Here is a 23,746-nt window from a genome sequence, read left to right as displayed (position 1 = left end):
CTCTGATTATTAATGATTTTTGGCTTTCCATTTAATCGTGTGGCGAGTCGGACGAATCGTACGCACGCGTGGAACTTGTCCTTTTTCCTTTGTTACTTCTATTGAACTCTCTTTGATTGTACTGTAAATTTTTGTTACCGTATCTGTCAGCATTTCTTTCATTTCTTCAACTTTATTCATAAGTACAGACTCCCTTCAGATTCAAAATATAAATCACTACTGCTCTCTTTCTACTATAAATGGTAGCGTATATCGTAATTCCCATCAAGTGAGAGCTCTTTGCAAAATTAACAGGCTGATTTAGAAAGCTTGATTTATCAAGACTCTACGCAAAGTAGAATCACTTTTTCAACAGATTTTATACCTTTTTCTCTGTCAATCCGCTATGCTTAACTTATCAATCAGAAAGAGGAAATCAAATGGGAAATTTTTTAGGGAAACAATTAAGAAACTATCGACAACGAAATGAGCTTACGCAAAAACAATTAGCGAATATTTTATATGTATCTGATCGAACGGTTTCCAAATGGGAACGCGGGGCTGGGTACCCTGATATCGATACTTTAAAACGTATTGCACAATTATTAGATCTCTCGTTAGACAATTTATTAAACGAACGAGAGCCAGAACTATATTTTGAATATCGATCAACGACTCTTTTGTTTACACTGCCTTTACTGCACATCGTCATTCCAAATCTTTCAGAGCTGCTGTGGCACAATCGCCAATTTGCGATTAGTACGCTACGGCATAAAAAGCAATTGATTCCGACTGCACATGGAATTGTCAGTATTGGCTTTTTCTCTTCAGGCTTGTTGTCATTAGGAATTTTTTCAAGGGGGATCATTTCCATCGGTCTATTATCGCTAGGATGTTTTTCAGCCGGTATCTTAACATTAGGATTATTCTCTGCCGGAAACCTTGCTTTAGGAGTCATCGCGTTGGGGAATCTTGCCATCGGATTACTTACCTTTGGAAACTTAGTTGTTGGTGGATTCAGTTTAGGAAATATTGCGATAGGCTACCTTGCCATCGGCAATAAAGCACTCGGTACCTATACGAGCATCCTACCTGCACATAGCGATCTGTCAGAAATATCTCAGGCACTCACAGATATGCAGCCGCATGTTCCTGAAGCGATTCGACAAATACTTATTAATCCATTTTTATCAATTGCTAATTCTTCGCTATTTCCTTATGCCACATTGTCCTTTGCACTCTTTTTAATCTTTCTGCTCAGTCTAGTGTGCTTTTGGGGACTTCAAAAAATCCGTCGAAATACCATCAATCATTGACACTAAAAGAACCAGTGTTCATTCCACTGGTTCTTTTGATATTTTGTTATATAAAATAAAAAAAGTGAGCTGCACCTGCAACTCACTTGACTACTGGGGTAGCTGGATTCGAACCAACGCATGAGGGAGTCAAAGTCCCTTGCCTTACCGCTTGGCTATACCCCAATGGTGGAGGAGAGTGGATTCGAACCACTGAACCCTAAGGAACGGATTTACAGTCCGTCGCGTTTAGCCACTTCGCTACTCCTCCAGCTAGGTTTTTTTATTATTTAAAAACCCGACTCAGTTATAATACCTAATCTTCAAAAAAAAAGCAAGTACTTTTTCAAAAATTATTCATGTAAATTCCAGTTGCGTATCAGGGCTTCAATTCCATCATCTAATGTCTTGAAGCTTCCCAGTAAATGCCCGTCGTTATAGGCTTGGAAACTTTTATTTTCAGGAATAATTTCGCCGATCGTTTTCTTTCCGATCACTAATTGTGTCACGGTTTGCTTTTCTCCATCAATTAGACGTTCTTCTTCTTTAACCTGAACTTGGATATCTTTGTTCTTTTTAGACATATCTTTCCCTCCGTCTTAAATAGTTTATCATACTACGAAAGAAAAGGACAACTGAGTGGTCAGTTGTCCTTAAAGTTATGGTTGAGTGATCGCTGCCCGCAATACTTCGTAACCATTATCAGTGAGAAGTTGTTTGATTTTTTCTGTCTCTTTGCTGGCTAATTGAATTTCGACAATTGTTGCGGTTGCTTGATGATCTACAATGACTGTTAGAATACTGAAGTCATTGTCCGCTAAAATTTTCGCGACTCTAGCTAATACCCCTTTTTTATCCTCAAGGATTTTCAGTTGAACATGTGTACCGCCTTCGTGATAACCGGTAAGCTTTAGGAAGGCATCAAAAATATCATTATTGGTGATGATCCCGACCAACTTCTCATCGTCTAATACTGGCAATACGTTGATTCTATTTTGACGCATCAAATAGATACCATCTTCTAATTCCGCGTCAGGAGCCACGGTTTTAACATCCTTGATCATTACATCCGCCACAACCGTTTTATTCAATAGATAATTTACTTCATGAACGCTCAAGCTCGTTGCCTTTGAAGGTAAGGCTTCTTGAATTGTTCCTTCTGTAATCAATCCGACCAATTTATCGTTATCAATAACCGGTAAGCGATGGATATCATATTTTTTCATCAAATCAACGGCATCAAAAATTTTGGTTTTCGGTGTAACCGTCACTAAGTCTTTTGTCATAAAATCTTTTACACTCATGTTTTACCCTCCTAGATAAGCTTTCTTCACTTCTTCACTTTCTAGCAATTCTTGACCAGTTCCTGACAAGACCACTTTTCCAGTCTCCAGCACGTAACCGCGGTCGGCAATGGATAGAGCCATTTTTGCATTTTGTTCAATCAATAAAACGGTCGTTCCTTGTTTTTGAATCTCTTGAATGATATTAAAAATTTCTTGAATAAAAATTGGTGCTAACCCCATTGAAGGCTCATCTAAAAGCAATAGACGTGGTTTAGACATTAACGCTCGGCCCATCGCTAACATTTGTTGTTCCCCGCCAGATAATGTTGAAGCGTCTTGATTTAATCGCTCCTTCAAAATCGGGAATTTTTCATAGACGTGTTCATAATCCTGTGGAATTTCGCCATCCTTGCGCAAATAAGCACCCATTTCTAAGTTTTCCAAGACCGTCAATCCTGGGAAAACATGCCGTCCTTCAGGCACTTGCGATATCCCTTGAGCCACAATTTTTCTAGGCGCTTTCTTTTGAATCGGTGCGCCTTCAAACGTAATCGTCCCTTTAGATGGCTGATTCAATCCAGAAATCGTCCGTAAAATCGTTGTCTTTCCTGCTCCATTTGCCCCGATCAACGAAACAATTTCACCTTGATTGACTTCAAAACTAACATCACGTACCGCTTGGATCATGCCGTAATGCACCGAAAGATTTTCAATTTTCAGCATTATAGCTCACCTCCAAGATAGGCTTTGATAACTTCTGGATTATTTTTGATTTCTTCTGGTTTACCTTCAGCTAAAATACGACCGTATTCTAACACATAGATTCGCTCACAAACATCCATGACTAGACTCATATCATGTTCGATTAACAGGATTGTGATTTGAAAATCCTTTTGGATCTTGCGAATCAATAAGGTAAGTGCTGCAGTTTCTTGCGGATTCATTCCGGCTGCCGGCTCATCTAAGAAAAGAATTTTTGGTTTAGTCGCAAGCGCTCGGACAATCTCTAAACGACGCTGCTCACCATATGGCAAGTTACGTGCTAGATTCTCTGCTTTATCCTGCAAATCAAAAATCGTTAATAATTTCAACGCTTCTTCTTTTAATTTTTCTTCTTTATTATAGAAGGTCGGTAAGCGTAGCACACTAGAGAAAAAGCCTTCTTTATTTTTGCTGTTCATAGCAATCAAGACATTATCCAAAACAGTCAGATCTTTAAACAAACGAATATTTTGAAAGGTCCGACTCAGACCTAAATCAGCAATCGCATAAGGTTTTTGCCCATTCAATCGATGACTCTTCCCATCGACCTCCAGTAACACATCCCCTTCGCTTGGATCATAAACACCAGTGATTAGATTAAATAACGTTGTTTTCCCTGCACCATTCGGACCAATCAAGCCCACCAGTTGATTCTCTTCTAATGCGATATTGACATTGGAGACCGCCGCCAAACCGCCAAAGTTTTTGGTTAAATCTTTAATTTCCAACAGAGGCATTTTGGTCATCTCCTTTTTTAAACTTAGTTAGAATTTTCTTCACAGATAGCTCTTTTGTGCCTAGTAACCCGCCTGGTTTAAAGATCATCAAGATAATCAATGCCAACGCGTAAATGATCATCCGCAATGTTCCAAAATCCTGAAGATACATATTGATAATCCCTAAAAGAATTGCCGCAATAAAGGTTCCCGTCACACTGCCGATTCCGCCCAATACGACCAGAATCAAAATATCGACTGATTTAGTAAAAGCAAAATCTTTCGGAGCGATTGATTGTAAATATCCTGCATACAGTGAACCAGCAATACTAGCGGTCATAGCACCAAAGGTAAAGGCCATTACTTTATACTTTGTTGTATTAACGCCCATCGCCTCAGCAGCGATCTCATCTTCACGAATCGCCATCGTCGCACGACCAGCACCTGAACGAATATAGTTAACGATAAATAATGTAGTAATCGCCATAAATCCATAAACCATTTGCCAATCGACAAAAGGCTCAATTCCAAACAAACCAGAAGGCCCGTTGGTGATCTCCTTAAAATTGATTAAGAGAATACGAATGATCTCTGCTACACCCAGCGTGGCAATAGCTAAATAGTCGCCACTTAAACGCAGGGTTGGAATACCCACTCCTACAGCGACGATTCCTGCTATAAGAACACCGACTGCCATCCCTAAGAAAAACCCACCATAAGTTGGGGTATTCATCGAAATAAGAGCCGCCGCATAAGCACCGATCGCCATAAAACCAGCATGTCCTAGTGAAAACTGACCGGAAAATCCAATAATCAAATTCAGACCTACCGCCAAAATTACATTGATCCCTATTTGTACCAAAATATTATCTAAAAACAGATTGACCATCCCAGCTGAATAAGCAATGTACAATACTGCATATCCAAGCACGATCAAGGCTAGCCAAATCAAATTATATTTCAAATTCTTTTTCATTTGACTCACCTACACTTTCTCTTTCACATGTTTGCCTAAAATACCGGCAGGACGAACCAATAAAATCAAAATCAATACGGCATAAACCACCGCATCTTTGAAATCAGAAAAACCTAATGCTGTCGTAATCGTTTCGATCAAACCAATGACAAATCCGCCGATAGCCGCTCCGGGAATAATTCCGATTCCGCCTAAAACTGCGGCGATAAAGGATTTAAGACCAGGTATGTAGCCCATCATCGGATCAATCGAGTTGTAATACAGACCGATCATCATTCCGCCTGCTGCAGCTAGCGCTGATCCCAAAGCAAAGGTAAATGAGATGGTCCGATTCACATCAATCCCCATCAACTGCGCCGCATCCGTATCGACACTTACAGCACGCATTGCTTTACCCATCTTAGTTTTCTGAACAATCAGGTTTAACGCGATCATCAAGAATAATGACAATCCTAATATCAATAACTGAATATTTGTAACCCTCAAGAAGCCAATATTAAAGACCTGCATTTTAATTACCTGCGGAAACGGTCTTGTCGTTGAACTGAAAAAATAAATCATTGTGTTCTGTAATAGATACGAAACACCGATCGCTGTAATCAAAGCCGCGATTCGTGTTGAATTTCTTAACGGTCGGTATGCTAAGAATTCAATCAGGACACCTAAAATTGCACTCCCTGCCATTGATAAAACCAAAGCTGGGAAAAAGCCCATATTAAATTGATTGATCAGAAAGTAGCCAATAAATGAGCCGATCATGTAAATCTCTCCATGGGCAAAGTTGATCAATTTAATAATTCCATAAACCATGGTGTAGCCCAATGCCATTAATGCATAAACACTACCCAGAAAAAGCCCATTGACGATTTGCTGAATAAATACTTCCATCTTTATCACATCACTTTTCAAAAATAGTTTGGACGATTCATAGCCCTAATTCTTAAAAGGGAGTGTGCCAAATACCATTGGCACACCCCCTTGCCTGCTTTTTCCGAGTAATTAAGGATTTACGGTTTCAGCAGAAGTTTCTTTTCCATCTGTTAGACCAAGAACAACCGCTGATTTTACTGGATTGTGTTCTTTGTCCATTGTGATTTTTCCTGTAACACCCTCGAAATCTTTCAAGTTCGCTAAGCCTTTGTTGATTGCCTCTGGTGTTGCTTTTCCTTCGTCTTCAATTGCTTGTTTAATCATATAAACAGAATCATAAGCCAAAGCGTTAAATGAAGATGGCTGCTTGCCATATTTCTTCTCAAAAGCTGCTACAAATGGCTCAACCTTATCCGTTGCTGGAGCTTTGGTTGAGAAGTGACCTGTATAGTATACGTTTTTCACATTGCTGGCGCCGGCTGTTTCAATCAGTTTTTCATCTCCAAAGCCGTCAGCCCCGATGATAGGCTGTTCAATTCCCATTTCACGTGCCTGCTTGATAATTAAACCAGCTTCTGTGTAATAGCCTGGAATGTAGATAACGTTAAAATCTTTGTCTTTGATTTTAGTCAACATTGCTTGGAAATCTTTATCTCCTGCAGTAAAGTTTTCTTCTGCAACAATTTCACCTTTATAGGTTTCTTTAAAAGCCTTCTTCAAGCCACTTGCATAGTCACTTGAATTATCGCCTAAAATAACGGCTTTATCGGCCTTAAGATTTTCATCTGCATATTTAGCTAAAACAATTCCTTGGAAACTATCTTGGAAGCAAGATCGGAAAATATAATCTTGTACTTTTCCTTTTTGAACAGTAATCGCATCATCTGTTCCTGATGGTGTTACTGCTGGAGTCTTTGCTTTGGTTAAATTTGGCAATGTCGCTTTTGTCGCACCAGAGGTAGCCGGTCCAACGATTGCAACTACTTCATCTTTAGTCGTCAAATTTGCTGCAACAGAAGCTGCTTCATTATTATCAGACTTATTGTCTTTTGAAACGTATTCGATTTTCTTGCCGTCAATCCCGCCATCTTTATTAATCTCTTCGACTGCTAATTTGACACCTTCGTTTTCCGCTTCGCCGTAAGCCGCTACAGCTCCAGATAACTCGAAGTTTCCGCCAATTTTAATCGTCTTAGCATCGTCACTGCCGCCACTATCGCTCGCTTTAGGCGATCCACATGCACCTAGTAAAAACAATCCTGCTGCCATTACAGCTACTGTTCTTTTTTTCATCCCGTTACCCCCTGATAAAATAATGATAATTCGTTAAGATAATAAAGAATATATAGGAAAAATCTCTCACTGTCAATTAAATTTTCTGAATATTTTAATAATTCAGCAATACTCAAACAATTTATAGCGCTTACAACTGCTTGCTGAATCTTTCAAATAACGAAAAAAGAAATCACATTAACTGATAAATAGTCAATGAGATTTCTTTAAAATAACTATGTTTATTTGTTTTCTGCATCTGCCACCAATTGATAAAGCAACAGATTTATGGAGAAAAGGATTTTGATTTTTCTATTATTAACGTCGATTTATCGACAAAAGGAGAAAAATGAGGAAGCTTTCTCTAATCTATAGAATAACTCCGCAAAAAGTTTTGCTCTTCTTTCTCTTAGTTAAATATTGACGATTTAAAAATCCTTTTTGCTTCTAAGCCTGTTTAAGCCTGTTTATGTAGTTTTTCATAATCTGGTTCCTCTTGATCAATCAGGTTTTTACGTAAGGAAAATTTGGTGGGCACATAATCAAAACCAGCTTTCGCAAATGGATGACAACGTAAAATCCGTGAAATCCCCATTAGAAAACCCTTGAAGGCACCGTGAACCTGTATTGCCTTAATCATATAGCTAGAGCATGTCGGATAATAACGACAGGACGGCTGCGTCAGCGGTGAAATAAACCGTTGATAACCACGAACCAAACCAATTAAACCTTTGCTAATAATATTCATTCCTACACCTCAAAACAATTCTTGGTAATCAATCAGCTCCATACCATTTTACTGTTCTTACAAAATAAAGCAAGATACGTATTTCGTTGGTCATCAAAATTTAAACTTCATGATGAACAGTAATTCTGTAATCCCAATCACGTGATAATTTCAATAAAAAAGAGACTGCACCAAGAACTTGGCTACAATCCCTTCTGAATAATCAAAATCAGATTTTTATCACGAATACTAATGAACAAACTCTAAAATATGACGCCAAACATCTGGCATAAGCACTTTAAATGGATTTCCGCCGCCCATTGCACCATAACCAATCATACTGCCGACGATAAATAATAAAACACCTGCAAGTAGGATTGCTACAATACGAATTAAGCTACGTAAGATATGTTCTCCAGAACTCATAGATCCACTCCTTATTCATACGTAATGGATTAATTTTACTGACTCAGCTAATATCCTGCAAAAAGAGGAACTGAAATCCTTAAACTAAGACAGTTGCAGCATCCGTTGCTTTTCTGCTTTCAGTATCCACACGTTCGACATCCGCACCTAATTGCTGCAGCTTTTTATGGAATTGATAGTATCCACGGTCTAAATATTTCAAGTTACGTACACGTGTTATACCATTTGCACGTAATCCAGCTAAAACTAATGCAGCAGCTGCGCGTAAATCAGTTGCATACACTTCTGCCCCTTGCAGCTGTGAAGCACCTTTAATCAATGCAACGTTGTTGTCGATTTTGACTTGTGCATTCATTCTACGCATTTCTTCTAGATGTTGGAAACGATTTTCAAACACTGTTTCAGTCGTTGTACTGACCCCATCAGCAACTAATTGAATAGCTGTCATTTGAGCTTGCATATCTGTTGGGAACCCAGGATGAGGCATCGTTTTAATATCTGTCGCCTTCAATGCTTTAGGACCGATTACACGCAAACCATCATTTTCTTCGGTAATCTTAACACCCATTTCGATCAGTTTAGAAATCAAAGGACGGTTGTGTTCAGGGATTGCCCCATCAATCAACACATTTCCTTCAGTCATCGCTGCGGCAACCATGAAGGTTCCAGCTTCAATCCGATCTTGCACAATTGGATGAGATACAGCATGTAAATGGTCAACACCTTCAATACGCATTGTTTCAGTACCAGCACCATGAATGCTAGCGCCCATTTTATTTAAGAAATTTGCTAAATCAACAATTTCAGGTTCACGCGCAACGTTTTCGATCACGGTTGTACCTTTTGCTTTAACAGCCGCCATCATAATATTTTGTGTTGCGCCAACACTTGGGAAATCCAAATAAATTGTATCCCCAACTAATTCATCCGCAATAGCTTCAATATAGCCATTTTTTTGAATGATTTTGGCACCCAACGCTTGGAAACCTTTTAAATGTAGATCAATTGGACGTTTGCCAATTGCACAGCCGCCGGGCATTGCAACTTTAGCATGACCATTGCGAGCCAATAGCGGACCCATTACGACAATTGATGCGCGCATCTTACTTACGTATTCATAGGGAGCTTCCACGTTTAATTGACGTGTTGCATTCACCTTAATTTCTTTAGCCTCTTCATTAAATTCAACATCTGTATTCAAATAACGAATCACTTGATTCATGGTAAAGACATCAGATAAAATCGGAACATTACTCAAAGTGGATGTTCCTTCTTCAGCTAATAATGTCGCAGCTAAAATTGGTAGCACAGCATTTTTTGCACCTTCGATATGTACTGTTCCTTCTAATTGTTTACCACCACGAACGATGATCTCTTCCATTGTATTCCCTCCAAAAAATGCTAGTCGATTATTTCGTATATGTACCTTACTTAATTAAATGTCAAAAAGATATTTTTGCACAAAAGAATGATTTCTAAGAAAAATGTACTGCAAGTAAAGCCGATTGCGATCGCCAGCATCAAAATTGCCAGACGAACTTGCGTTTCTTTAAATGCTTTAAAGAGATTCTCTATTCGTAACGATCTTAAAGCCCAGAAAGCCAGGTAGATAAAGGAAAAATGCGAGACAATTCTAACGATTGCATCAATTCCATATACTTGCATAACTTCGTTCCTTTCAAAAAAATCAACAGTTGGATTATATCACAGATTCAGGTAAAGAAGAATACTTTGAATGCTCAAAGAACTATACAGAAACTTTTAAAAAACTTAATGTTTATTTTTCTCTTTCGATCCGATCAAAAATAAATCTTTTTCCCCTTAGAAAGTCTTTTTAAAAATCATTTACACATTTTTCCGCAATCTTCTAATAATCGACCTATTTTTGATAATAGTTTTTATTCCGTTTTTCGATTGAAGATTAAAATGACAGATTTTTTAAAACTTCTTCTCGCCTATATCTGTCCGCAAAATTTATTCAAGGGGACAATTCTATTACTCTTTGCCATCTCTTATTTACTGTCTTGATTATGCTATTGACCTTTTGTCTTCGCTTGCGTCCTAGTTACCATTTTATCGCAACAAATTTCTCTACTATTTCTTTTCACTTTATTACTGACTTCAGCTTTTAATTCATTTCGATGGGCGTCGAGCTTTCTCTTAAAACAATTAGTTAATGAAGTGTTTTATTAAAACTTTTATTATACTACATTTCGCTCCTGCTTGTAAAATCGCAAATTGACCATTATACCTCCAATTTGACCGCTTTTTCATCAAAAACAGCACTTTTTACCCAAAAACAGGTCAAATTGACCCCCTTTTGGTCAATTTGCGATTCGCACTTTTTTTAGAAATCATTTATCTTTTAGTCACCGGCCGGAACCAAAAAAATTAGGAGGAAACAACCATGATTCAAACGATCGGCAATAAACTACAAGTAGAAATCGATGCAGGCGGAGAAAAAACTAAGAAGATCACCTTTACAAATGTGATGGATGAGCCTAGCGAAGAGAAGGTCCTTGAACTGGGTGAAATTATGAAATCACTATCAGTTGAAGGCAGCCAGCTAGACGGCGTGATTCTAACCAGTCAATCACGCTACACCAAATAAATCATAGAAAGGAAGGAAAAAAATGCTAAAACTCGTCGCAACCTTTAAAAACAGCTTAGGGAAGAACCACACCTGGAGCTTCAATGATCCCGATACTCAAAAGACCGATACAGAGATCAAAGGATTACTGCAACGCATGACAGAGGTAAAACTTTGCCATAAAGATGGCGCAGACCTCTTCAACACTGTCGAAAGTGCGAAGTACGTCGAAACGATTGAAACGATTATTTTTTAATCAAACACTTTGAGGGGTAGCGGCAGTCTTGCCGCCCTCCTCTACTACTAATTGAGAATGAAAGGATGAGCATCAATGAATGTTATACAAACACTGTCGTTTCGGCAGTTATTCAACTTAAAAGCCAAAACACTCGAACAACGAATCACCAATTTCTACCATGAAACACAAAACAGCAGTGTCACGATTAAATATATTTTAGCCTTAAAAGTACGCTGCCAATTGGGAGCGGCGGAGTTTGATCACTTTCTAAAGGATCTTGTCCGCGAGGTGTTCATGCACACCAAAGCTACCCGCACCATGAAGCGTCTCTTTTATTATTTCGAAGACTACTTTATGGCACCCGAATGGAAGACTTTGAAACTGAGAGTCTTTCCAGTAAAAAAATTCGGTGAAAAAGTCGTCTCTGTCGCTCGCTCACTTATGTCAATCGTCCGACCTGAAGAAACCAGCGAACCTTGATGAAACCATGATCCAACCTACGCAGAAAAAATCAAAGAAAGGAACAGAACAATGACCAAGGATTTAATTGCCACCTTTGGAAAAAGCGATGGCGGCACCCACAATTGGAAATATAAAGACCTCGATCCCAATTTGACGGCGCCACAGATCAAAGAAGCTTGCGAACTATTGACGAACCTAGACATTTGTACACAAAACGGCGTAAAACTATTTGATTCTGTGGTCACCGCTAAGGTCTTGACCCATAAAGAAACTCTGATATTTGATCCAGAACAGGAGACAAAAGGCGTTCGTTACGATGGAAAGCCTGTTGAGGAAGCGGCCTGTGAAAAAGTCGGTTGCTTTGAAGTTGCGGAAAAACAGGAAGAAGGAGTCGCTTTACCGATTCCGAAATCTTCCCTATTACCAGAAACACCACATGGTCGCTATTTTAAACAATTAACGACTATCGCTCCAGCGGAAAAAGCAACGATCAAAGTAGAAAAAAAGTCGCTTCCACAATCAAGCAATAACCAGCTTAACGAACAGCAGCCAGTAGCTATGCCTTTAATGGAAGACGAGTCATCAAACCAAGACACGAAAGAACAAAACAGACTGCTTCAATGGCTTCACAGAATCAGAAAGAAAAACAAAGATGGACCGCCTGATACACCGCGGGAATAAGCCTTTTCCCAATTAAATCCGTTCATTGACAATCACATACTGCGTAGAAAACGATAAAAAGTCGATCTGGAAAATACTCGCTATAACAGATCTTGTTTACCTGTATTTTGACAAAATAAAAAAATGCTGCAAAAGCCATATCAATAGCTTTTGCAGCACTAAAAAATTGTATTCACAAGTTCCAAAAATTATTTCTGGCTCAACCTGTAAAAGAATTAACGATGTTTCGAAACCTTGATTCGATTCATTGCACGGTGCAAAGCAACCTCGGCACGACTTAATTGGTCGGTATCTTGCTTTTCACGCGCTTCTTGAATTCTCGCTTCTGCACGTTGTTTTGCTCGTTCAGCACGAGACACATCAATATCACGTTCACGTTCAGCTGTATCAGCGATGATTGTCAACACGTTGTCACGAACTTCCATGATTCCACCGTTAACTGCAATCCAGTCCACGTGTGTATCAGAATCTGTTCGACGAACCCGAACTTCATCAATCGCAAGAGGTGCAATGATCGGTGCATGGTTTGGTAGAATACCGATTTCACCAGCAACCGTTTTAGCAACGACGATGGTGGCATTATGATCATAGACGTTGCCGTCTGGAGTAACAACGTTCACTTGCAGAACTTTGTTTTTTTCTTGTTCCATCGTGCACCTCTTTCTAGTAGCCTAAAGTTTTCGCTTTTTCGATAACGTCTTCGATGGTGCCGACACTACGGAAGGCATCTTCTGGAAGATCGTCGTATTTTCCTTCAAGGATTTCTTTAAAGCCTTCAACTGTTTTTTCAACTGGTACATAAGAACCAGGTTGACCAGTGAATTGCTCTGCTACGTTGAAGTTTTGTGACAAGAAGAATTGAATTCGACGAGCACGAGATACGATGACTTTTTCTTGGTCAGACAATTCGTCCATCCCTAAAATAGCAATAATATCTTGTAATTCACGGTAACGTTGTAAGACACGTTGAACTTCTGTTGCTACACGATAATGTTCTTCCCCAACGATTTCAGGAGCCAAAGCACTTGAAGATGAAGCCAATGGGTCAACGGCTGGATAAATCCCTTGTTCCGTTAATTTACGTTCCAAGTTTGTCGTTGCATCTAAATGGGCAAAAGCTGTCGCTGGTGCCGGGTCAGAATAGTCATCGGCTGGTACGTAAATGGCTTGGATTGAAGTGATCGAACCTTTTTTGGTTGAAGTGATTCGTTCTTGTAATTGCCCCATTTCAGTTGCCAAAGTTGGTTGATACCCAACGGCTGATGGCATACGTCCTAATAAGGCAGAAACTTCTGATCCGGCTTGAGTAAAGCGGAAGATGTTGTCAATAAATAGCAACACATCTTGTCCTTCTTCATCACGGAAATATTCAGCTAATGTCAAACCAGTCAAGGCAACACGCATACGTGCACCAGGCGGCTCGTTCATTTGTCCGAACACCATGGCTGTTTTCTCAATAACGCCAGAGTCTTTCATTTCATAATAAAGGTCGTTCCCTTCACGAGTACGTTCCCCAACACCGGTAAACACTGAAATACCACCGTGTTCTTGGGCGATATTATGAATTAATTCTTGGATCAAAACGGTTTTACCAACACCGGCACCACCGAATAGTCCGACTTTCCCACCTTTTAAATAAGGGGCTAATAAGTCGATAACCTTGATCCCTGTTTCCAAAATCTCGTTACTTGTACTAAGGTCTTCAAAAGCAGGCGCCTTTTTATGAATGCCGCTTCTTTCTGCATCTTCTGGAAAAGGTGCTTCTTTATCAATCGTTTCACCTAATACGTTAAACACACGACCTAGAGTATCTTTACCTACAGGAACGGAGATTGATTTGCCAGTATCGACAACTTCCATTCCACGTTGCAATCCATCAGTAGCCTCCATAGCGATTGTGCGGATAACACCATCACCAAGTTCCAAAGCAACTTCAAGAACAACTTTTGTTTTATCTTTTTTGTAAACAATCAACGCATTGTTGATGTCTGGTAAGGATTGATCTAAAGAAAATTCCACGTCGACAACGGGACCAATAACTTGAACAATCTTGCCTGAACTCATGTTTTTTCCTCCAATCTTGAAATTATTCTAATGCGGAAGCCCCGCCGACAATTTCAGTAATCTCTTGGGTGATCGCCGCTTGACGTGCCCGGTTGTATGAAATGGTTAGATCATCAATGATCGCACCTGCATTATCTGTCGCTGTCTTCATCGCTGTCATCCCGGCTGCATGTTCTGCTGTCTTAGCATCAACGATCGCGCCATAAATCAAACTTTCAGCATATTGCGGAAGTAGTTGATCAAGGATGGCTTCTTTTGAAGGTTCAAACAAATATTCTTCACGATACGTTTGTGCTTCACTTGGGTCCAAGTCAGAGATCGGCAGCATTTTTTCTACTCGGAACTGACTGGATAGTGAATTAACGTGATGGTTATAACAAACATACAGTTCATCAAAGACCTGATTTTCATACATACTGGTCGTCATCGAAACGATTTTTCGTACTTCATCAAAGCTTGGTTGATCCGATAAATTGCGTAATTCATAAGCTAATTTAACGCCGCGAGCTTTGAAAAAGTCCGCTCCGGTTCCACCAATGGCTAACAAAACATACTCATCAGCAGAATCATGATCATCTTCGAGCATTGACATGGTTTGTTTTAAAATCGAGCTGTTATAGCCTCCCACCAAACCGCCATCAGAAGTAATCACGATATAACCAGTTTTTTTGACTGGACGATTCAATAACATGCTGTGATAATTGATGCCGCCTAATTCACGACCAGAGTTTGCTAACTCAGTTAATTCGCTCGCTGTTAAGTGCGTCAATACCTCACGTACTTTTGAAGCATAAAGTTGGAATTTCGCTGAGTAGGCTTCTGACTTCGTTAATTTAGATGCTGAGACCATTTGCATAGCGTTGGTGATTTGACTTGTTTTCTTCGTCGATGCAATCCGTGTTTTGATTTCATTTAAGGATGCCATGATCTTTTTTCACCTCGATTATGCTTTTTCTTGGTTAGCGGAAGAAGCGTCAAAAATATCTTTGAATTCTTGGATTGCTTCATCTAATTTATCTGTATCTGGCAATTCTTTCGTATCACGAATCGTTGCAAATAAATCTGAGTGATTGGTTTCCAGATATTCGAATAATTGCGCTTCAAAATCTAAAATACTATTGACTGGGATACTATCAAGTACGCCATGAGTCAAGGCATAAAGAATCACGACTTGTTTTTCAACAGGCAGTGGCGCATGTAATTTTTGTTTTAATACTTCAACCGTTCGACGTCCACGATTCAATTTAGCTTGTGTTGCTGCATCCAAATCTGAACCGAATTGAGTGAAAGCTTCTAATTCACGGTAGCTGGCCAAATCTAAACGAAGTGTTCCGGCAACCTTTTTCATTGCTTTAATTTGTGCTGAACCACCAACACGGGATACGGATAGACCGGCATCAACGGCTGGACGAATACCCGCATAAAACAAATCATTTTCTAAAAAGATTTGTCCATCAGTGATTGAGATTACATTAGTAGGAATATAGGCTGAAATATCTCCTGCTTGTGTTTCTACGAATGGCAAGGCAGTCAATGAACCGCCGCCTAATTCATCTGAAAGTTTTGCCGCACGTTCCAATAGACGTGAGTGCAAATAAAAGACATCCCCTGGGTACGCTTCACGACCTGGCGGACGACGTAGTAATAATGACAGTTCACGGTAAGCAACGGCTTGTTTTGATAAATCATCAAAGACAACTAAAACGTGCTTGCCGTTGTACATGAATTCTTCACCCATCGCTGTTCCAGCGTAAGGCGCGATAAATAATAGCGGTGCAGGTTGAGATGCCCCCGCTGTTACGACGATGGTATAATCCATTGCGCCAAATTTACGAAGTGTTTCTACTTGTGAACGAACCGTTGATTCCTTTTGTCCAATTGCAACATAGATACAGATCATATCTTGACCTTTTTGGTTAATGATCGTATCAATCGCGATGGACGTCTTACCCGTTTTACGGTCACCAATGATTAATTCACGTTGCCCACGTCCGATTGGTACTAGGGCGTCGATGGCCTTTAAGCCTGTTTGCATTGGTTCTGATACTGATTTACGTTGCATAACGCCGGGAGCCATTGCTTCGACTGGACGTGTGTTTGTTGTTTCAATTGGACCCATTCCATCAACTGGTTGACCAAGCGGGTTCACAACACGACCGATCATGTTTTCGCCAACTGGCACTTCCATGATCTTACCGGTACGTTTTACTTTGTCTCCTTCACGAATGGACTCAAATTCACCTAGCACGATGATACCGACATCATTGCTTTCTAAGTTTTGTGCCATTCCATAAGAGCCGTTAGAAAACTCTAAAAGTTCTCCACTCATTGCATTTTCTAAACCGTGGGCACGGGCGATCCCATCCCCAACGTAAGTGACTGTTCCAATTTCTTCCACAGACAACTTATTGTCATAATTTTGAATCTGTTCTTTGATTAAAGCACTGATTTCTTCTGCTTTGATGGCCATTCATTTCACCTCTTCTTCTCTACTTTTTACTAAGTGCTGCTCGTAGACCATTTAATTGGCTGGCGAGGCTGCCGTCGATCACTTGATGATCGGCTTCAACAATGACACCGCCGAGAATTGATTCATCAACTATCGGGGTTAACGTGGCCTTCTGGTAGCCAAAAACATCAGCGACTTTTGCTTCAAGTTCATGTTTCTTTTCTTCAGAGAGTGGAACAGCCGTAGTGACTGTTCCGTGTGCGATTTTATTGCGTTCATCATAGCGACGTTCAAACTCGTCAATCATAAATGGCAGATCGTCACTACGATTATATTCAAATACTACTAATAGAAAATTTTTGACGATGCCGTCAAAACCGCCGGTGAAAGCATCCATAATGGCTTTCTTTTCAGCGCCTTCTAAACGAACATCCGTTAAAATATTTCCAAGATCGGGAATTTCTTTGCAGATTTCTCGAACAGTCAACAGCTCTTGATAAACGGTGTCGGCGGCTTTATTTTCGATCGCCAATTCAAACAAAGCTTTTCCATAGCGTTTACCAACAGTGTATTTATCAAGCTTCATGTTTCGTATTACCTAACTTATTCATATAGTCGTTGATCAAATCTTGATGAGCGTCTTGCGAAAGCTCTTTGCTCAAGATTTTTTCTGCGATTTGTAGAGAAAGTGTTGCCACATCATCCTTAACAGAAGTCAACGCGTTTTCACGTTCATCCTTAATTTCCGCTTGTGCGCGATCTTTCAGACGAGTCACTTCTTCTTTAGTATCTTTAATGATGTTTTGACGGCTTAGTTCGCCACTTTCTTTCGCATTTTTGATGATATCTGCCGCATCACTACGGGAACTTGCTAACTGAGTTTCGCGTTCTTTTTCTAACTCAGCAGCTTTGATCCGAGATTGTTCGGCAGAATCTAGATCATTGGCGATCTTATCTTCACGTTTTTTCAGAATGTCTTGAACGGCACCCCACGCGAATTTCTTTAATAGCGCCATTAGAATCACGAATGATAACGTAACGACGATTAAATTACCGAGTGTTGTATTGACAGCCTCAGCAATAACTAGATTCAGCATACTCGGTCTTCCTTTCTGTTCTTTCTCATGACAAAATCGTTATACGATTCTGTTGCTCATCTTTGGGATGAGTCTCAACAAAAAAGCGTCGATTATTAACCTTGGAAAACCATCAACATACCTAATACGACACCTAGAATTGGCACAGCTTCGATCAAACCAACACCGATAAACATGGTTGAACGAATTTGACCTGACATTTCTGGTTGGCGTGCCATTGATTCAATTGCTTTTGAGATTACTTGTCCGTTACCATAGCCAGCCCCAATTGCGGCTCCCATGATTGCGATTCCTGCACCGATAAAGTTCATAATAATTTTCCTCCTAAAAGTGTGTTAAATTTTTTTATTATTCTACCTCGATTTTATGACTGATATAAACCATAGATAGAGTAGTGAAAACAAACGCTTGGATACTACCGATAAATAGTGAGAATGCGATCCAAATCATTTCAAGCGGGATAGCAAATGGCAATGTCCACCATCCTGTGCTTGTCACCATGCTTGCGATCAATGAAAGCAATACTTCACCAGCGAAAATGTTACCGTATAGACGTAAGCCCAACGTAATAACATTTGTAAATTCTTCCATCAACTTAATAGGAAATAATCCTGCAGGTGTGAAAAAAGAATTTTTAATGTAGCTGCCTAGACCTAATTTTTCTGTACCTAGGTAATTGGCTAATACTAATACGAGTAAGGCCAATCCCATGGTTACAAAGGGGTTAGCAGTCGGGCTTTTCCAATAAGTCACTTCGTCACCTGTGACAATTTTTGTGACTAACCCGATTTGGTTTGCTACAAAAATAAATAAGAACAACGTAAATGAGAACAAACTAAAATTTCTGACTTCTTTACGAGGCATGTTGTCGCCAACAATATTCGTAGTAAAATCAATGACCCACTCAATTGCGTTTTGCTTTCCTTTGGGCTTCAATGATAGGTTGCGGGTAAATGTAAAAACCAGCAAGAAGACAATCACACATGTCAAAATGATCATTGTCGTAACCGTACCATCGAACCATACGGGACCAATATGGAAAACCCAAGATTTTTCATCCAATTCAGTTCACCTCTCTTCCCAGCGACTCGCGTCAGCTCGTGGCTGCTTAGCGCTGCTCCTCAAAATACTATCGTATGTTACCACCAGAGAAAGAAAATTTCAAAGAATTTTCTTGAAATTTTTCGAATAACTCGCATTCTTTTTTTAAATAGTTATTTTATTTTGAGTTAAACGGCTCCAATCGTTAATTTAGCCCACAAAATGGCTAGTATAGATTGTAACTAATCCTATCAAAATCCATTGTGAAGTAAAGAAATTCTCACCAAATATGCGAAAAAGAATATTTTACTAGCGAGAATAATTTTTTAACGTTCGACTGATCTGACGATCGACATCTTTGCGCTTCAAACTTTCCCGTTTATCATACTGATGTTTCCCTTTAGCGACACCTATCAAAACCTTCGCATACCCATCTTTTAGATAGACCTTTAATGGAACCAGCGTTATTCCCGTATTTTTAACTTCACCAGCTAATCGAGCAATTTGTTTTTTATGCATGAGCAGTTTCCGTGTGCGTACCGGATCATGATTAAAAATATTTCCTTGCTCGTATGGACTGATGTGAACATTGTATAAAAAGGCTTCGCCATTTCTAATTCGTGCAAAACCATCCTTCAAGTTGATTCGGCTATTGCGAATCGATTTGATTTCTGTTCCTTGCAAAACAATCCCTGCTTCGATCGTATCAATGATCGTATAATCATGGCGTGCCTTTTTATTTTGTGCCACTAATTTGCCTTCACCCTTTGGCATATTATCCCTTCTTTCTACCTGTTTTTTTCTTTTTAGCTACTGATTTATAAAAAGGCTTCTTGCCTTTTTTCTTTTTCTTGTCTTTACCTGTTGTTTTTTGGCGATCTGAATTTTTGCCTTTACCATAATTCTTTTCAGATTTTTTATTATTTTTGCGTCCGCCAGTTGGTTTACGGCGCTGGTCGCGACGATTATTTCCTGGCACCTCTAATGCAGGGATTTCTTCTGCTTCTAGTAGCTCAAAATCAATCTCTCTAGTCCGAGGATCGGATTTTGTGACTTTCACTCGGACCTTTTGACCAATCTTAAAGGTCTGTCGAGTACGTTCCCCAACTAATGCTAATTGGTTTTCAATAAAGTGGAAATAGTCTTGTTTTAGCTCATTTAAATGGATCATTCCTTCGACCGTATTCGGTAGCTCAATGAAAATACCAAATTTTGTGACCGAGCTGATGATACCGTCAAACTCTTCACCGACTTTATCCGCCATGTATTCTGCTTTCTTCATGCTGTCAACTTCACGCTCTGCTTCTACCGCACGGCGTTCCATTTTCGAACTATGGTCCGCAATTTCCGGTAAAGCTTCCGCCCATTTCTCTTTTGTCGCTTCACTTTGATCATTACTATAAGAGCGAATCAATCGGTGAACGATCAAGTCAGGATAACGACGAATTGGTGAGGTAAAGTGAGTGTAATATTCCGCAGCTAATCCATAATGCCCATAATTATCCTCTGAATAGCGCGCCTGCTGCATACTGCGCAGCAACATGGTATTGATGACAGCTGCTTCTGGCTTCTCTTCTACATCATGAATCACTTGCTGCAGATCCTTCGGTGTGATCGTATTCTTTGTTCCTTTGACTAAAATACCTAACGCCGCGGCGAAATCAAAGAAACGCTGCATTTTTTCTTCTTTAGGTTGTTCGTGAATCCGATAGATAAAGGGCAGCTTCAAACGATTGAAGTGTTCAGCCACCGTTTCGTTGGCAGCTAACATGAAGGACTCAATCAATCGTTCCCCCACACCACGTTCACGGAGTTCAATATCTGTCGGGCGTCCTTCAGAATCCACAAGAATTTTCGCTTCACGGTCCTCAAAGTTGATAGCGCCACGGCGATTCCGACGTGATTCAAGAATTTGATGGAGCTCCTTCATCAAACGGAACATCGGAACTAATTCTTGATAACGTTTGATTGTTTCTGGATTCTCTTCTTCCAAAATATCATTTACCGCTGAGTACGTCATACGTTCACTGGTTTGAATGACACTTTGGAAAATCTCATGCTGAACAATCGTTCCACCTGGATCAATTTCCATCTCACAACTCATCGTCAAACGCGGCACCTGTGGATTTAAGGAACAGATCCCATTAGATAAACGTTGCGGAATCATTGGAATCACACGATCGGTCAAATAGACACTCGTTCCTCGTTCAAAGGCTTCTTTATCCAATAGGCTTTCTTCCGTTACATAATAAGAAACATCAGCGATATGGACGCCTAAAAAGTAGTTCCCATTAGCCAATTTTCGAACGGTTACCGCATCATCTAAATCCTTTGCATCGGCACCATCGATGGTTACGATTTGCTGATCCCGTAAATCCCGGCGCCCAACCAAATCAGATTCCGCGATTGTATCAGGTACTTGCTCTGAGGCTGTCTGGACCTCATCTGGAAACTGCGTTGGAATCCCCTGCGCAATTACAATTGACAAAATATCCATTCCTGGATCATTTTTATGCCCGACTACTTTCGTAACGATACCTTCCAAGCTAGTAGCATAGCCCTTTTCCGGATAGTGAGTGATCTCAACAATAACGATACTGCCATCAACTGGCTGAATCCCTTCAGCGGCAATAAAAACCTTAAATTGCGCGCTTTTTTTGTCTTTTGGCGTTACATAGCCAAACAGATCAGATTCCGCGATTTCATCGACATCAAAGGCGGTAAATTCTCCAACAATTTGTTGGATTTTTCGTTCCTTGATGGACACCACTCGGCCTTCTGCTCCGCGATCGGAAAAAAGGTCCGCCGTTTTTTGGATATCAATCATGACGATGTCACCATCCATCGCAAAATTCGTCGCTTCTTTGGGAATAAAGATATCCGGCTCTTCTGGATCAATCGTGACAAAACCAAATCCTCGCTCATTCCGACGAAAGATGCCTTCTACTTCGATGGGTTGAAAAGGCAGTTTAATCCGACCTTTTTTATTAAACTCTACGGCCTTTTCCCGTTCTAATTGCGCAACTGTTTGGACTAAAAGTTTATATTCCTCACTTTTACGCATGTTTAAAATTTCTGCTAATTCTTCCATTGAAAGACTTTTTTTGTTGGCTGCTTTCAATCCAGCCAATATTTCTGCTTTAATTGTTTTTCTCTCCATTATTTTCTCTCCAACCAAGAGCGGCTAAAAAATCTGCCACATCTTGTTCTAATTGTCTTCTTTCAGGTCCCACAGTAATTACATGACCACTTTTGGGATACCAATTCAAGGAAAAAGCTGTCTGCTGCAGCCGCTCTGCTGTCCGAAAAACACCATCGGCTTCAATCATTTCATCTTTTCCCGCCTGTGCCATAAAAAATGGGCTTTTGATTTGTGTCAGATTTTCATAAGCAATCTGAGCTTGTTTCTCAATCGTCGCCAGTTGTTGTTCTACTAACGGACGATAACTTTCGATTTTTTCTTCTGTCGTTTCTTTACCATTTCGTTCTAGCACTTGTTGCGCATATAATAGGAAGTTTTTCGTCACGTTGGTTTTTACTGGAGCGATCGGCGAACAGAAAAAACCACCACCGATAAAACTGTCAGGCTGCTCACATAATAAGCGAGTGGCCAAAGTACCGCCCATTGAAAGACCAAATACCGCAATTTCTTGAAATCCTTTTGATTGTAGAAATTCTACTGCTTCCTGACTGTCTTGCCACCATTGTTCAGAATGCTCGTGTAAGATATCCAGCGGATCAGACGTGCCGTGTCCGGTAAAGAGCGGCGCATAAATCGTGTAATCTAATTTTTCTAAAAAGCGAGCAAGCATTCGCACATCATTGGGACTACCTGAATAGGCATGTAATAATAAGACCGCTCGCTTTCCGTGAGGCAAAAACAGCGATTCAGGGACTTGTACCATGAGTAATCACTCCTATCTTGTAATTAGGTAAATGAAAAAACGAAAAACGATCGTTCCTTCTCGATTTGCATATTTTCTATCTAAGCAGCACATTAAGCCTTTACGTAAACGAGACAGACGTACTGAAGCAACTGTTTTTCTTGCTTATCTTCAAGTGTACTTGATTTAGTGTAAATACAAAATAAAAAAGACCTCTCAAGTGAGAGGCCGGTTTTATTTGCTTGATAAAAACATTAATACGAAGAGCAAAATCATCCAAATCGCACCTAAAACTGCGGTTGATCGTTGCATCACAGCCTCAAAGCCGCGTGCTTTTTGCTTTCCGAATAATTGATCCGCGCCACCAGTAAAAGCACTCGCAGCACTATTTTGTTTGCTAGGTTGCATCATGATCGTGATAACGATGATCACTGACAAAACTAAGATAACACCCAAAATAAAATTATACAAAAGATGATCCTCCTTATTTCCAAACTACCTCATTTTTTACTTTAGCACAATTGACGTCGTTTGACTAGAGAAGTCCCAAACTTATTTTCTTAAAACATCTGCATATTCTGATTTTTCTTCAAATTCTTTTTTAGCAAATGGGCAAAGCGGAATAATTTTTTTTCCTTCCTTGCGCGCTTTTTCGACTCCCGCTGCCACGAGTTTTTCTGCTAAGCCTTGTCCACGATAGGTTGGGTCAACAAAGGTGTGATCAATAATCATGATTTCTGGACCCGCATTCGACCAAGTCATTTCTCCTGCTTCTTCTTGTTCATCATTCAATAAGACAAAACGCTCTTTTTCTTCTTTGATTTCCATAATACCGCTCCTTACTCATAATAAATGGATTAATTTTTCCTACAGAAAAATTGGTCTGATTTTCGTGCCGTATGTCATTCCTCTATACTTCATTGGACTCTGA

At 39.9% G+C, this 23,746-nt stretch carries 30 protein-coding genes and 2 tRNA genes; 5 read left to right on the top strand and 27 right to left on the bottom strand.

Annotated elements, in window-relative coordinates; genetic code table 11:
- Window positions 1-9 precede the first annotated feature (9 nt).
- Complete coding sequence (locus OMU_RS23485; protein WP_016181254.1) at window positions 10-180, bottom strand: hypothetical protein; 171 nt, start codon at window positions 178-180, stop codon at window positions 10-12.
- A 239-nt stretch (window positions 181-419) separates the two neighbouring features.
- Here OMU_RS23485 and OMU_RS17850 point away from each other — a divergent pair, with 239 nt between their 5' ends.
- Window positions 420-1,295, top strand: a complete 876-nt coding sequence (locus tag OMU_RS17850) for a helix-turn-helix domain-containing protein (RefSeq protein WP_016181253.1) — start codon at window positions 420-422, stop codon at window positions 1,293-1,295.
- A 93-nt stretch (window positions 1,296-1,388) separates the two neighbouring features.
- Here OMU_RS17850 and OMU_RS17845 read toward each other — a convergent pair.
- The 13 genes from OMU_RS17845 to OMU_RS17790 all read right to left on the bottom strand — a co-directional run bounded on the left by OMU_RS17845 (window position 1,389) and on the right by OMU_RS17790 (window position 9,974).
- Window positions 1,389-1,460: transfer RNA gene (locus tag OMU_RS17845), tRNA-Gln, on the bottom strand.
- A gap of 1 nt (window position 1,461) precedes the next feature.
- A tRNA-Tyr gene (locus OMU_RS17840) sits at window positions 1,462-1,545 on the bottom strand.
- An 82-nt stretch (window positions 1,546-1,627) separates the two neighbouring features.
- Window positions 1,628-1,858 (bottom strand): DUF2969 domain-containing protein, encoded by a 231-nt coding sequence (locus tag OMU_RS17835; RefSeq protein ID WP_016181252.1) that lies wholly within the window; start codon window positions 1,856-1,858, stop codon window positions 1,628-1,630.
- Window positions 1,859-1,933: 75 nt separating this feature from the next.
- Window positions 1,934-2,578, bottom strand: a complete 645-nt coding sequence (locus OMU_RS17830) for a CBS and ACT domain-containing protein (protein ID WP_016181251.1) — start codon at window positions 2,576-2,578, stop codon at window positions 1,934-1,936.
- Window positions 2,579-2,581: 3 nt separating this feature from the next.
- Window positions 2,582-3,283, bottom strand: coding sequence for an ABC transporter ATP-binding protein (locus OMU_RS17825; protein ID WP_016181250.1), 702 nt, complete (start codon window positions 3,281-3,283; stop codon window positions 2,582-2,584).
- Entirely contained in the window at window positions 3,283-4,059 is a 777-nt protein-coding gene (locus OMU_RS17820; protein WP_016181249.1) for an ABC transporter ATP-binding protein, read from the bottom strand. Before OMU_RS17820 ends, OMU_RS17825 begins: the two co-directional genes overlap by 1 nt.
- The gene (locus OMU_RS17815; RefSeq protein WP_016181248.1) at window positions 4,040-5,014 is read right to left on the bottom strand and encodes a branched-chain amino acid ABC transporter permease; all 975 of its coding nucleotides are present in this window, start codon (window positions 5,012-5,014) and stop codon (window positions 4,040-4,042) included. Before OMU_RS17815 ends, OMU_RS17820 begins: the two co-directional genes overlap by 20 nt.
- 9 nt (window positions 5,015-5,023) lie before the next feature.
- Window positions 5,024-5,902 carry a branched-chain amino acid ABC transporter permease gene (locus OMU_RS17810; protein WP_016181247.1) on the bottom strand — a complete coding sequence of 293 codons (879 nt, stop codon included), beginning with the start codon at window positions 5,900-5,902 and terminating at the stop codon, window positions 5,024-5,026.
- A 111-nt stretch (window positions 5,903-6,013) separates the two neighbouring features.
- Window positions 6,014-7,177: an ABC transporter substrate-binding protein gene (locus tag OMU_RS17805; RefSeq protein WP_016181246.1), complete on the bottom strand. Its 1,164-nt coding sequence runs from the start codon at window positions 7,175-7,177 to the stop codon at window positions 6,014-6,016.
- A gap of 436 nt (window positions 7,178-7,613) precedes the next feature.
- Window positions 7,614-7,904, bottom strand: a complete 291-nt coding sequence (yidD, locus tag OMU_RS17800) for a membrane protein insertion efficiency factor YidD (RefSeq protein WP_016181245.1) — start codon at window positions 7,902-7,904, stop codon at window positions 7,614-7,616.
- A 228-nt stretch (window positions 7,905-8,132) separates the two neighbouring features.
- Entirely contained in the window at window positions 8,133-8,309 is a 177-nt protein-coding gene (locus tag OMU_RS23020) for a DNA-directed RNA polymerase subunit beta (protein WP_016181244.1), read from the bottom strand.
- A gap of 79 nt (window positions 8,310-8,388) precedes the next feature.
- Window positions 8,389-9,690, bottom strand: a complete 1,302-nt coding sequence (gene murA, locus OMU_RS17795) for a UDP-N-acetylglucosamine 1-carboxyvinyltransferase (RefSeq protein ID WP_016181243.1) — start codon at window positions 9,688-9,690, stop codon at window positions 8,389-8,391.
- A gap of 50 nt (window positions 9,691-9,740) precedes the next feature.
- Window positions 9,741-9,974, bottom strand: a complete 234-nt coding sequence (locus tag OMU_RS17790) for a DUF1146 family protein (RefSeq protein WP_016181242.1) — start codon at window positions 9,972-9,974, stop codon at window positions 9,741-9,743.
- 742 nt (window positions 9,975-10,716) lie between these two features.
- Here OMU_RS17790 and OMU_RS17785 point away from each other — a divergent pair.
- The 4 genes from OMU_RS17785 (at window position 10,717) to OMU_RS17770 (ending at window position 12,280) form a co-directional block, all read left to right on the top strand.
- Window positions 10,717-10,920 carry a DUF1659 domain-containing protein gene (locus tag OMU_RS17785; RefSeq protein ID WP_016181241.1) on the top strand — a complete coding sequence of 68 codons (204 nt, stop codon included), beginning with the start codon at window positions 10,717-10,719 and terminating at the stop codon, window positions 10,918-10,920.
- A gap of 22 nt (window positions 10,921-10,942) precedes the next feature.
- Window positions 10,943-11,155, top strand: a complete 213-nt coding sequence (locus OMU_RS17780; RefSeq protein ID WP_016181240.1) for a DUF2922 domain-containing protein — start codon at window positions 10,943-10,945, stop codon at window positions 11,153-11,155.
- A gap of 75 nt (window positions 11,156-11,230) precedes the next feature.
- The gene (locus tag OMU_RS17775; protein ID WP_016181239.1) at window positions 11,231-11,617 is read left to right on the top strand and encodes a hypothetical protein; all 387 of its coding nucleotides are present in this window, start codon (window positions 11,231-11,233) and stop codon (window positions 11,615-11,617) included.
- Window positions 11,618-11,668: 51 nt separating this feature from the next.
- Entirely contained in the window at window positions 11,669-12,280 is a 612-nt protein-coding gene (locus OMU_RS17770; protein WP_016181238.1) for a DUF2922 family protein, read from the top strand.
- A gap of 215 nt (window positions 12,281-12,495) precedes the next feature.
- Here the strand turns inward: OMU_RS17770 and OMU_RS17765 are convergent, their stop codons facing one another.
- From OMU_RS17765 to OMU_RS17705, 13 genes are all read right to left on the bottom strand, one after another.
- A complete protein-coding gene (locus OMU_RS17765; protein ID WP_010746747.1) occupies window positions 12,496-12,930 on the bottom strand; it encodes a F0F1 ATP synthase subunit epsilon in 435 nt (144 codons plus the stop codon).
- Window positions 12,931-12,943: 13 nt separating this feature from the next.
- On the bottom strand, window positions 12,944-14,344 hold the full coding sequence (gene atpD / locus OMU_RS17760; protein ID WP_016181237.1) for a F0F1 ATP synthase subunit beta: 1,401 nt from the start codon (window positions 14,342-14,344) through the stop codon (window positions 12,944-12,946).
- Between the two features lie 22 nt (window positions 14,345-14,366).
- On the bottom strand, window positions 14,367-15,272 hold the full coding sequence (locus tag OMU_RS17755; RefSeq protein ID WP_034876827.1) for a F0F1 ATP synthase subunit gamma: 906 nt from the start codon (window positions 15,270-15,272) through the stop codon (window positions 14,367-14,369).
- A 15-nt stretch (window positions 15,273-15,287) separates the two neighbouring features.
- Window positions 15,288-16,814 carry a F0F1 ATP synthase subunit alpha gene (gene atpA / locus OMU_RS17750; RefSeq protein ID WP_016181235.1) on the bottom strand — a complete coding sequence of 509 codons (1,527 nt, stop codon included), beginning with the start codon at window positions 16,812-16,814 and terminating at the stop codon, window positions 15,288-15,290.
- A gap of 19 nt (window positions 16,815-16,833) precedes the next feature.
- Window positions 16,834-17,379, bottom strand: coding sequence for an ATP synthase F1 subunit delta (atpH, locus tag OMU_RS17745; protein ID WP_016181234.1), 546 nt, complete (start codon window positions 17,377-17,379; stop codon window positions 16,834-16,836).
- Window positions 17,369-17,890, bottom strand: coding sequence for a F0F1 ATP synthase subunit B (gene atpF / locus OMU_RS17740; protein ID WP_016181233.1), 522 nt, complete (start codon window positions 17,888-17,890; stop codon window positions 17,369-17,371). Before atpF ends, atpH begins: the two co-directional genes overlap by 11 nt.
- A gap of 95 nt (window positions 17,891-17,985) precedes the next feature.
- Window positions 17,986-18,201, bottom strand: coding sequence for an ATP synthase F0 subunit C (atpE, locus tag OMU_RS17735; RefSeq protein WP_010746753.1), 216 nt, complete (start codon window positions 18,199-18,201; stop codon window positions 17,986-17,988).
- 37 nt (window positions 18,202-18,238) lie between these two features.
- On the bottom strand, window positions 18,239-18,952 hold the full coding sequence (gene atpB, locus OMU_RS17730; protein ID WP_016181232.1) for a F0F1 ATP synthase subunit A: 714 nt from the start codon (window positions 18,950-18,952) through the stop codon (window positions 18,239-18,241).
- A 288-nt stretch (window positions 18,953-19,240) separates the two neighbouring features.
- Entirely contained in the window at window positions 19,241-19,705 is a 465-nt protein-coding gene (smpB, locus tag OMU_RS17725; protein ID WP_010746755.1) for an SsrA-binding protein SmpB, read from the bottom strand.
- A gap of 1 nt (window position 19,706) precedes the next feature.
- Window positions 19,707-22,091 carry a ribonuclease R gene (rnr, locus tag OMU_RS17720; RefSeq protein WP_016181231.1) on the bottom strand — a complete coding sequence of 795 codons (2,385 nt, stop codon included), beginning with the start codon at window positions 22,089-22,091 and terminating at the stop codon, window positions 19,707-19,709.
- Complete coding sequence (locus tag OMU_RS17715; protein ID WP_016181230.1) at window positions 22,072-22,836, bottom strand: alpha/beta hydrolase; 765 nt, start codon at window positions 22,834-22,836, stop codon at window positions 22,072-22,074. The genes rnr and OMU_RS17715 overlap by 20 nt, the downstream gene beginning before the upstream one ends.
- Window positions 22,837-23,049: 213 nt before the next feature.
- A complete protein-coding gene (gene secG / locus OMU_RS17710; protein ID WP_010746758.1) occupies window positions 23,050-23,286 on the bottom strand; it encodes a preprotein translocase subunit SecG in 237 nt (78 codons plus the stop codon).
- A gap of 81 nt (window positions 23,287-23,367) precedes the next feature.
- Entirely contained in the window at window positions 23,368-23,643 is a 276-nt protein-coding gene (locus tag OMU_RS17705) for a GNAT family N-acetyltransferase (RefSeq protein ID WP_016181229.1), read from the bottom strand.
- Window positions 23,644-23,746 lie beyond the last annotated feature (103 nt).

Source organism: Enterococcus avium ATCC 14025, assembly GCF_000406965.1.
Lineage (GTDB): Bacteria > Bacillota > Bacilli > Lactobacillales > Enterococcaceae > Enterococcus_A > Enterococcus_A avium.
The sequence above is the reverse complement of the archived record's forward strand: the minus strand, read 5'-3'. Positions and strand labels throughout refer to the sequence as shown.

What these genes read in the sequence shown, in the direction of transcription:
- OMU_RS23020 (WP_016181244.1), bottom strand. Translation starts at nt 8,309, where the DNA reads ATGAGTTCTGGAGAACATATCTTACGTAGCTTAATTCGTATTGTAGCA.
- yidD (WP_016181245.1), bottom strand. Translation starts at nt 7,904, where the DNA reads ATGAATATTATTAGCAAAGGTTTAATTGGTTTGGTTCGTGGTTATCAA.
- OMU_RS17830 (WP_016181251.1), bottom strand. Translation starts at nt 2,578, where the DNA reads ATGAGTGTAAAAGATTTTATGACAAAAGACTTAGTGACGGTTACACCG.
- OMU_RS17815 (WP_016181248.1), bottom strand. Translation starts at nt 5,014, where the DNA reads ATGAAAAAGAATTTGAAATATAATTTGATTTGGCTAGCCTTGATCGTG.
- OMU_RS17785 (WP_016181241.1), top strand. Translation starts at nt 10,717, where the DNA reads ATGATTCAAACGATCGGCAATAAACTACAAGTAGAAATCGATGCAGGC.
- smpB (WP_010746755.1), bottom strand. Translation starts at nt 19,705, where the DNA reads ATGCCAAAGGGTGAAGGCAAATTAGTGGCACAAAATAAAAAGGCACGC.
- rnr (WP_016181231.1), bottom strand. Translation starts at nt 22,091, where the DNA reads ATGGAGAGAAAAACAATTAAAGCAGAAATATTGGCTGGATTGAAAGCA.
- atpA (WP_016181235.1), bottom strand. Translation starts at nt 16,814, where the DNA reads ATGGCCATCAAAGCAGAAGAAATCAGTGCTTTAATCAAAGAACAGATT.
- OMU_RS17765 (WP_010746747.1), bottom strand. Translation starts at nt 12,930, where the DNA reads ATGGAACAAGAAAAAAACAAAGTTCTGCAAGTGAACGTTGTTACTCCA.
- OMU_RS23485 (WP_016181254.1), bottom strand. Translation starts at nt 180, where the DNA reads ATGAATAAAGTTGAAGAAATGAAAGAAATGCTGACAGATACGGTAACA.
- OMU_RS17835 (WP_016181252.1), bottom strand. Translation starts at nt 1,858, where the DNA reads ATGTCTAAAAAGAACAAAGATATCCAAGTTCAGGTTAAAGAAGAAGAA.
- atpD (WP_016181237.1), bottom strand. Translation starts at nt 14,344, where the DNA reads ATGAGTTCAGGCAAGATTGTTCAAGTTATTGGTCCCGTTGTCGACGTG.
- murA (WP_016181243.1), bottom strand. Translation starts at nt 9,690, where the DNA reads ATGGAAGAGATCATCGTTCGTGGTGGTAAACAATTAGAAGGAACAGTA.
- atpH (WP_016181234.1), bottom strand. Translation starts at nt 17,379, where the DNA reads ATGAAGCTTGATAAATACACTGTTGGTAAACGCTATGGAAAAGCTTTG.
- OMU_RS17820 (WP_016181249.1), bottom strand. Translation starts at nt 4,059, where the DNA reads ATGCCTCTGTTGGAAATTAAAGATTTAACCAAAAACTTTGGCGGTTTG.
- OMU_RS17810 (WP_016181247.1), bottom strand. Translation starts at nt 5,902, where the DNA reads ATGGAAGTATTTATTCAGCAAATCGTCAATGGGCTTTTTCTGGGTAGT.
- OMU_RS17805 (WP_016181246.1), bottom strand. Translation starts at nt 7,177, where the DNA reads ATGAAAAAAAGAACAGTAGCTGTAATGGCAGCAGGATTGTTTTTACTA.
- OMU_RS17850 (WP_016181253.1), top strand. Translation starts at nt 420, where the DNA reads ATGGGAAATTTTTTAGGGAAACAATTAAGAAACTATCGACAACGAAAT.
- OMU_RS17705 (WP_016181229.1), bottom strand. Translation starts at nt 23,643, where the DNA reads ATGGAAATCAAAGAAGAAAAAGAGCGTTTTGTCTTATTGAATGATGAA.
- OMU_RS17790 (WP_016181242.1), bottom strand. Translation starts at nt 9,974, where the DNA reads ATGCAAGTATATGGAATTGATGCAATCGTTAGAATTGTCTCGCATTTT.
- atpF (WP_016181233.1), bottom strand. Translation starts at nt 17,890, where the DNA reads ATGCTGAATCTAGTTATTGCTGAGGCTGTCAATACAACACTCGGTAAT.
- OMU_RS17770 (WP_016181238.1), top strand. Translation starts at nt 11,669, where the DNA reads ATGACCAAGGATTTAATTGCCACCTTTGGAAAAAGCGATGGCGGCACC.
- atpE (WP_010746753.1), bottom strand. Translation starts at nt 18,201, where the DNA reads ATGAACTTTATCGGTGCAGGAATCGCAATCATGGGAGCCGCAATTGGG.
- OMU_RS17775 (WP_016181239.1), top strand. Translation starts at nt 11,231, where the DNA reads ATGAATGTTATACAAACACTGTCGTTTCGGCAGTTATTCAACTTAAAA.
- OMU_RS17825 (WP_016181250.1), bottom strand. Translation starts at nt 3,283, where the DNA reads ATGCTGAAAATTGAAAATCTTTCGGTGCATTACGGCATGATCCAAGCG.
- OMU_RS17715 (WP_016181230.1), bottom strand. Translation starts at nt 22,836, where the DNA reads ATGGTACAAGTCCCTGAATCGCTGTTTTTGCCTCACGGAAAGCGAGCG.
- OMU_RS17780 (WP_016181240.1), top strand. Translation starts at nt 10,943, where the DNA reads ATGCTAAAACTCGTCGCAACCTTTAAAAACAGCTTAGGGAAGAACCAC.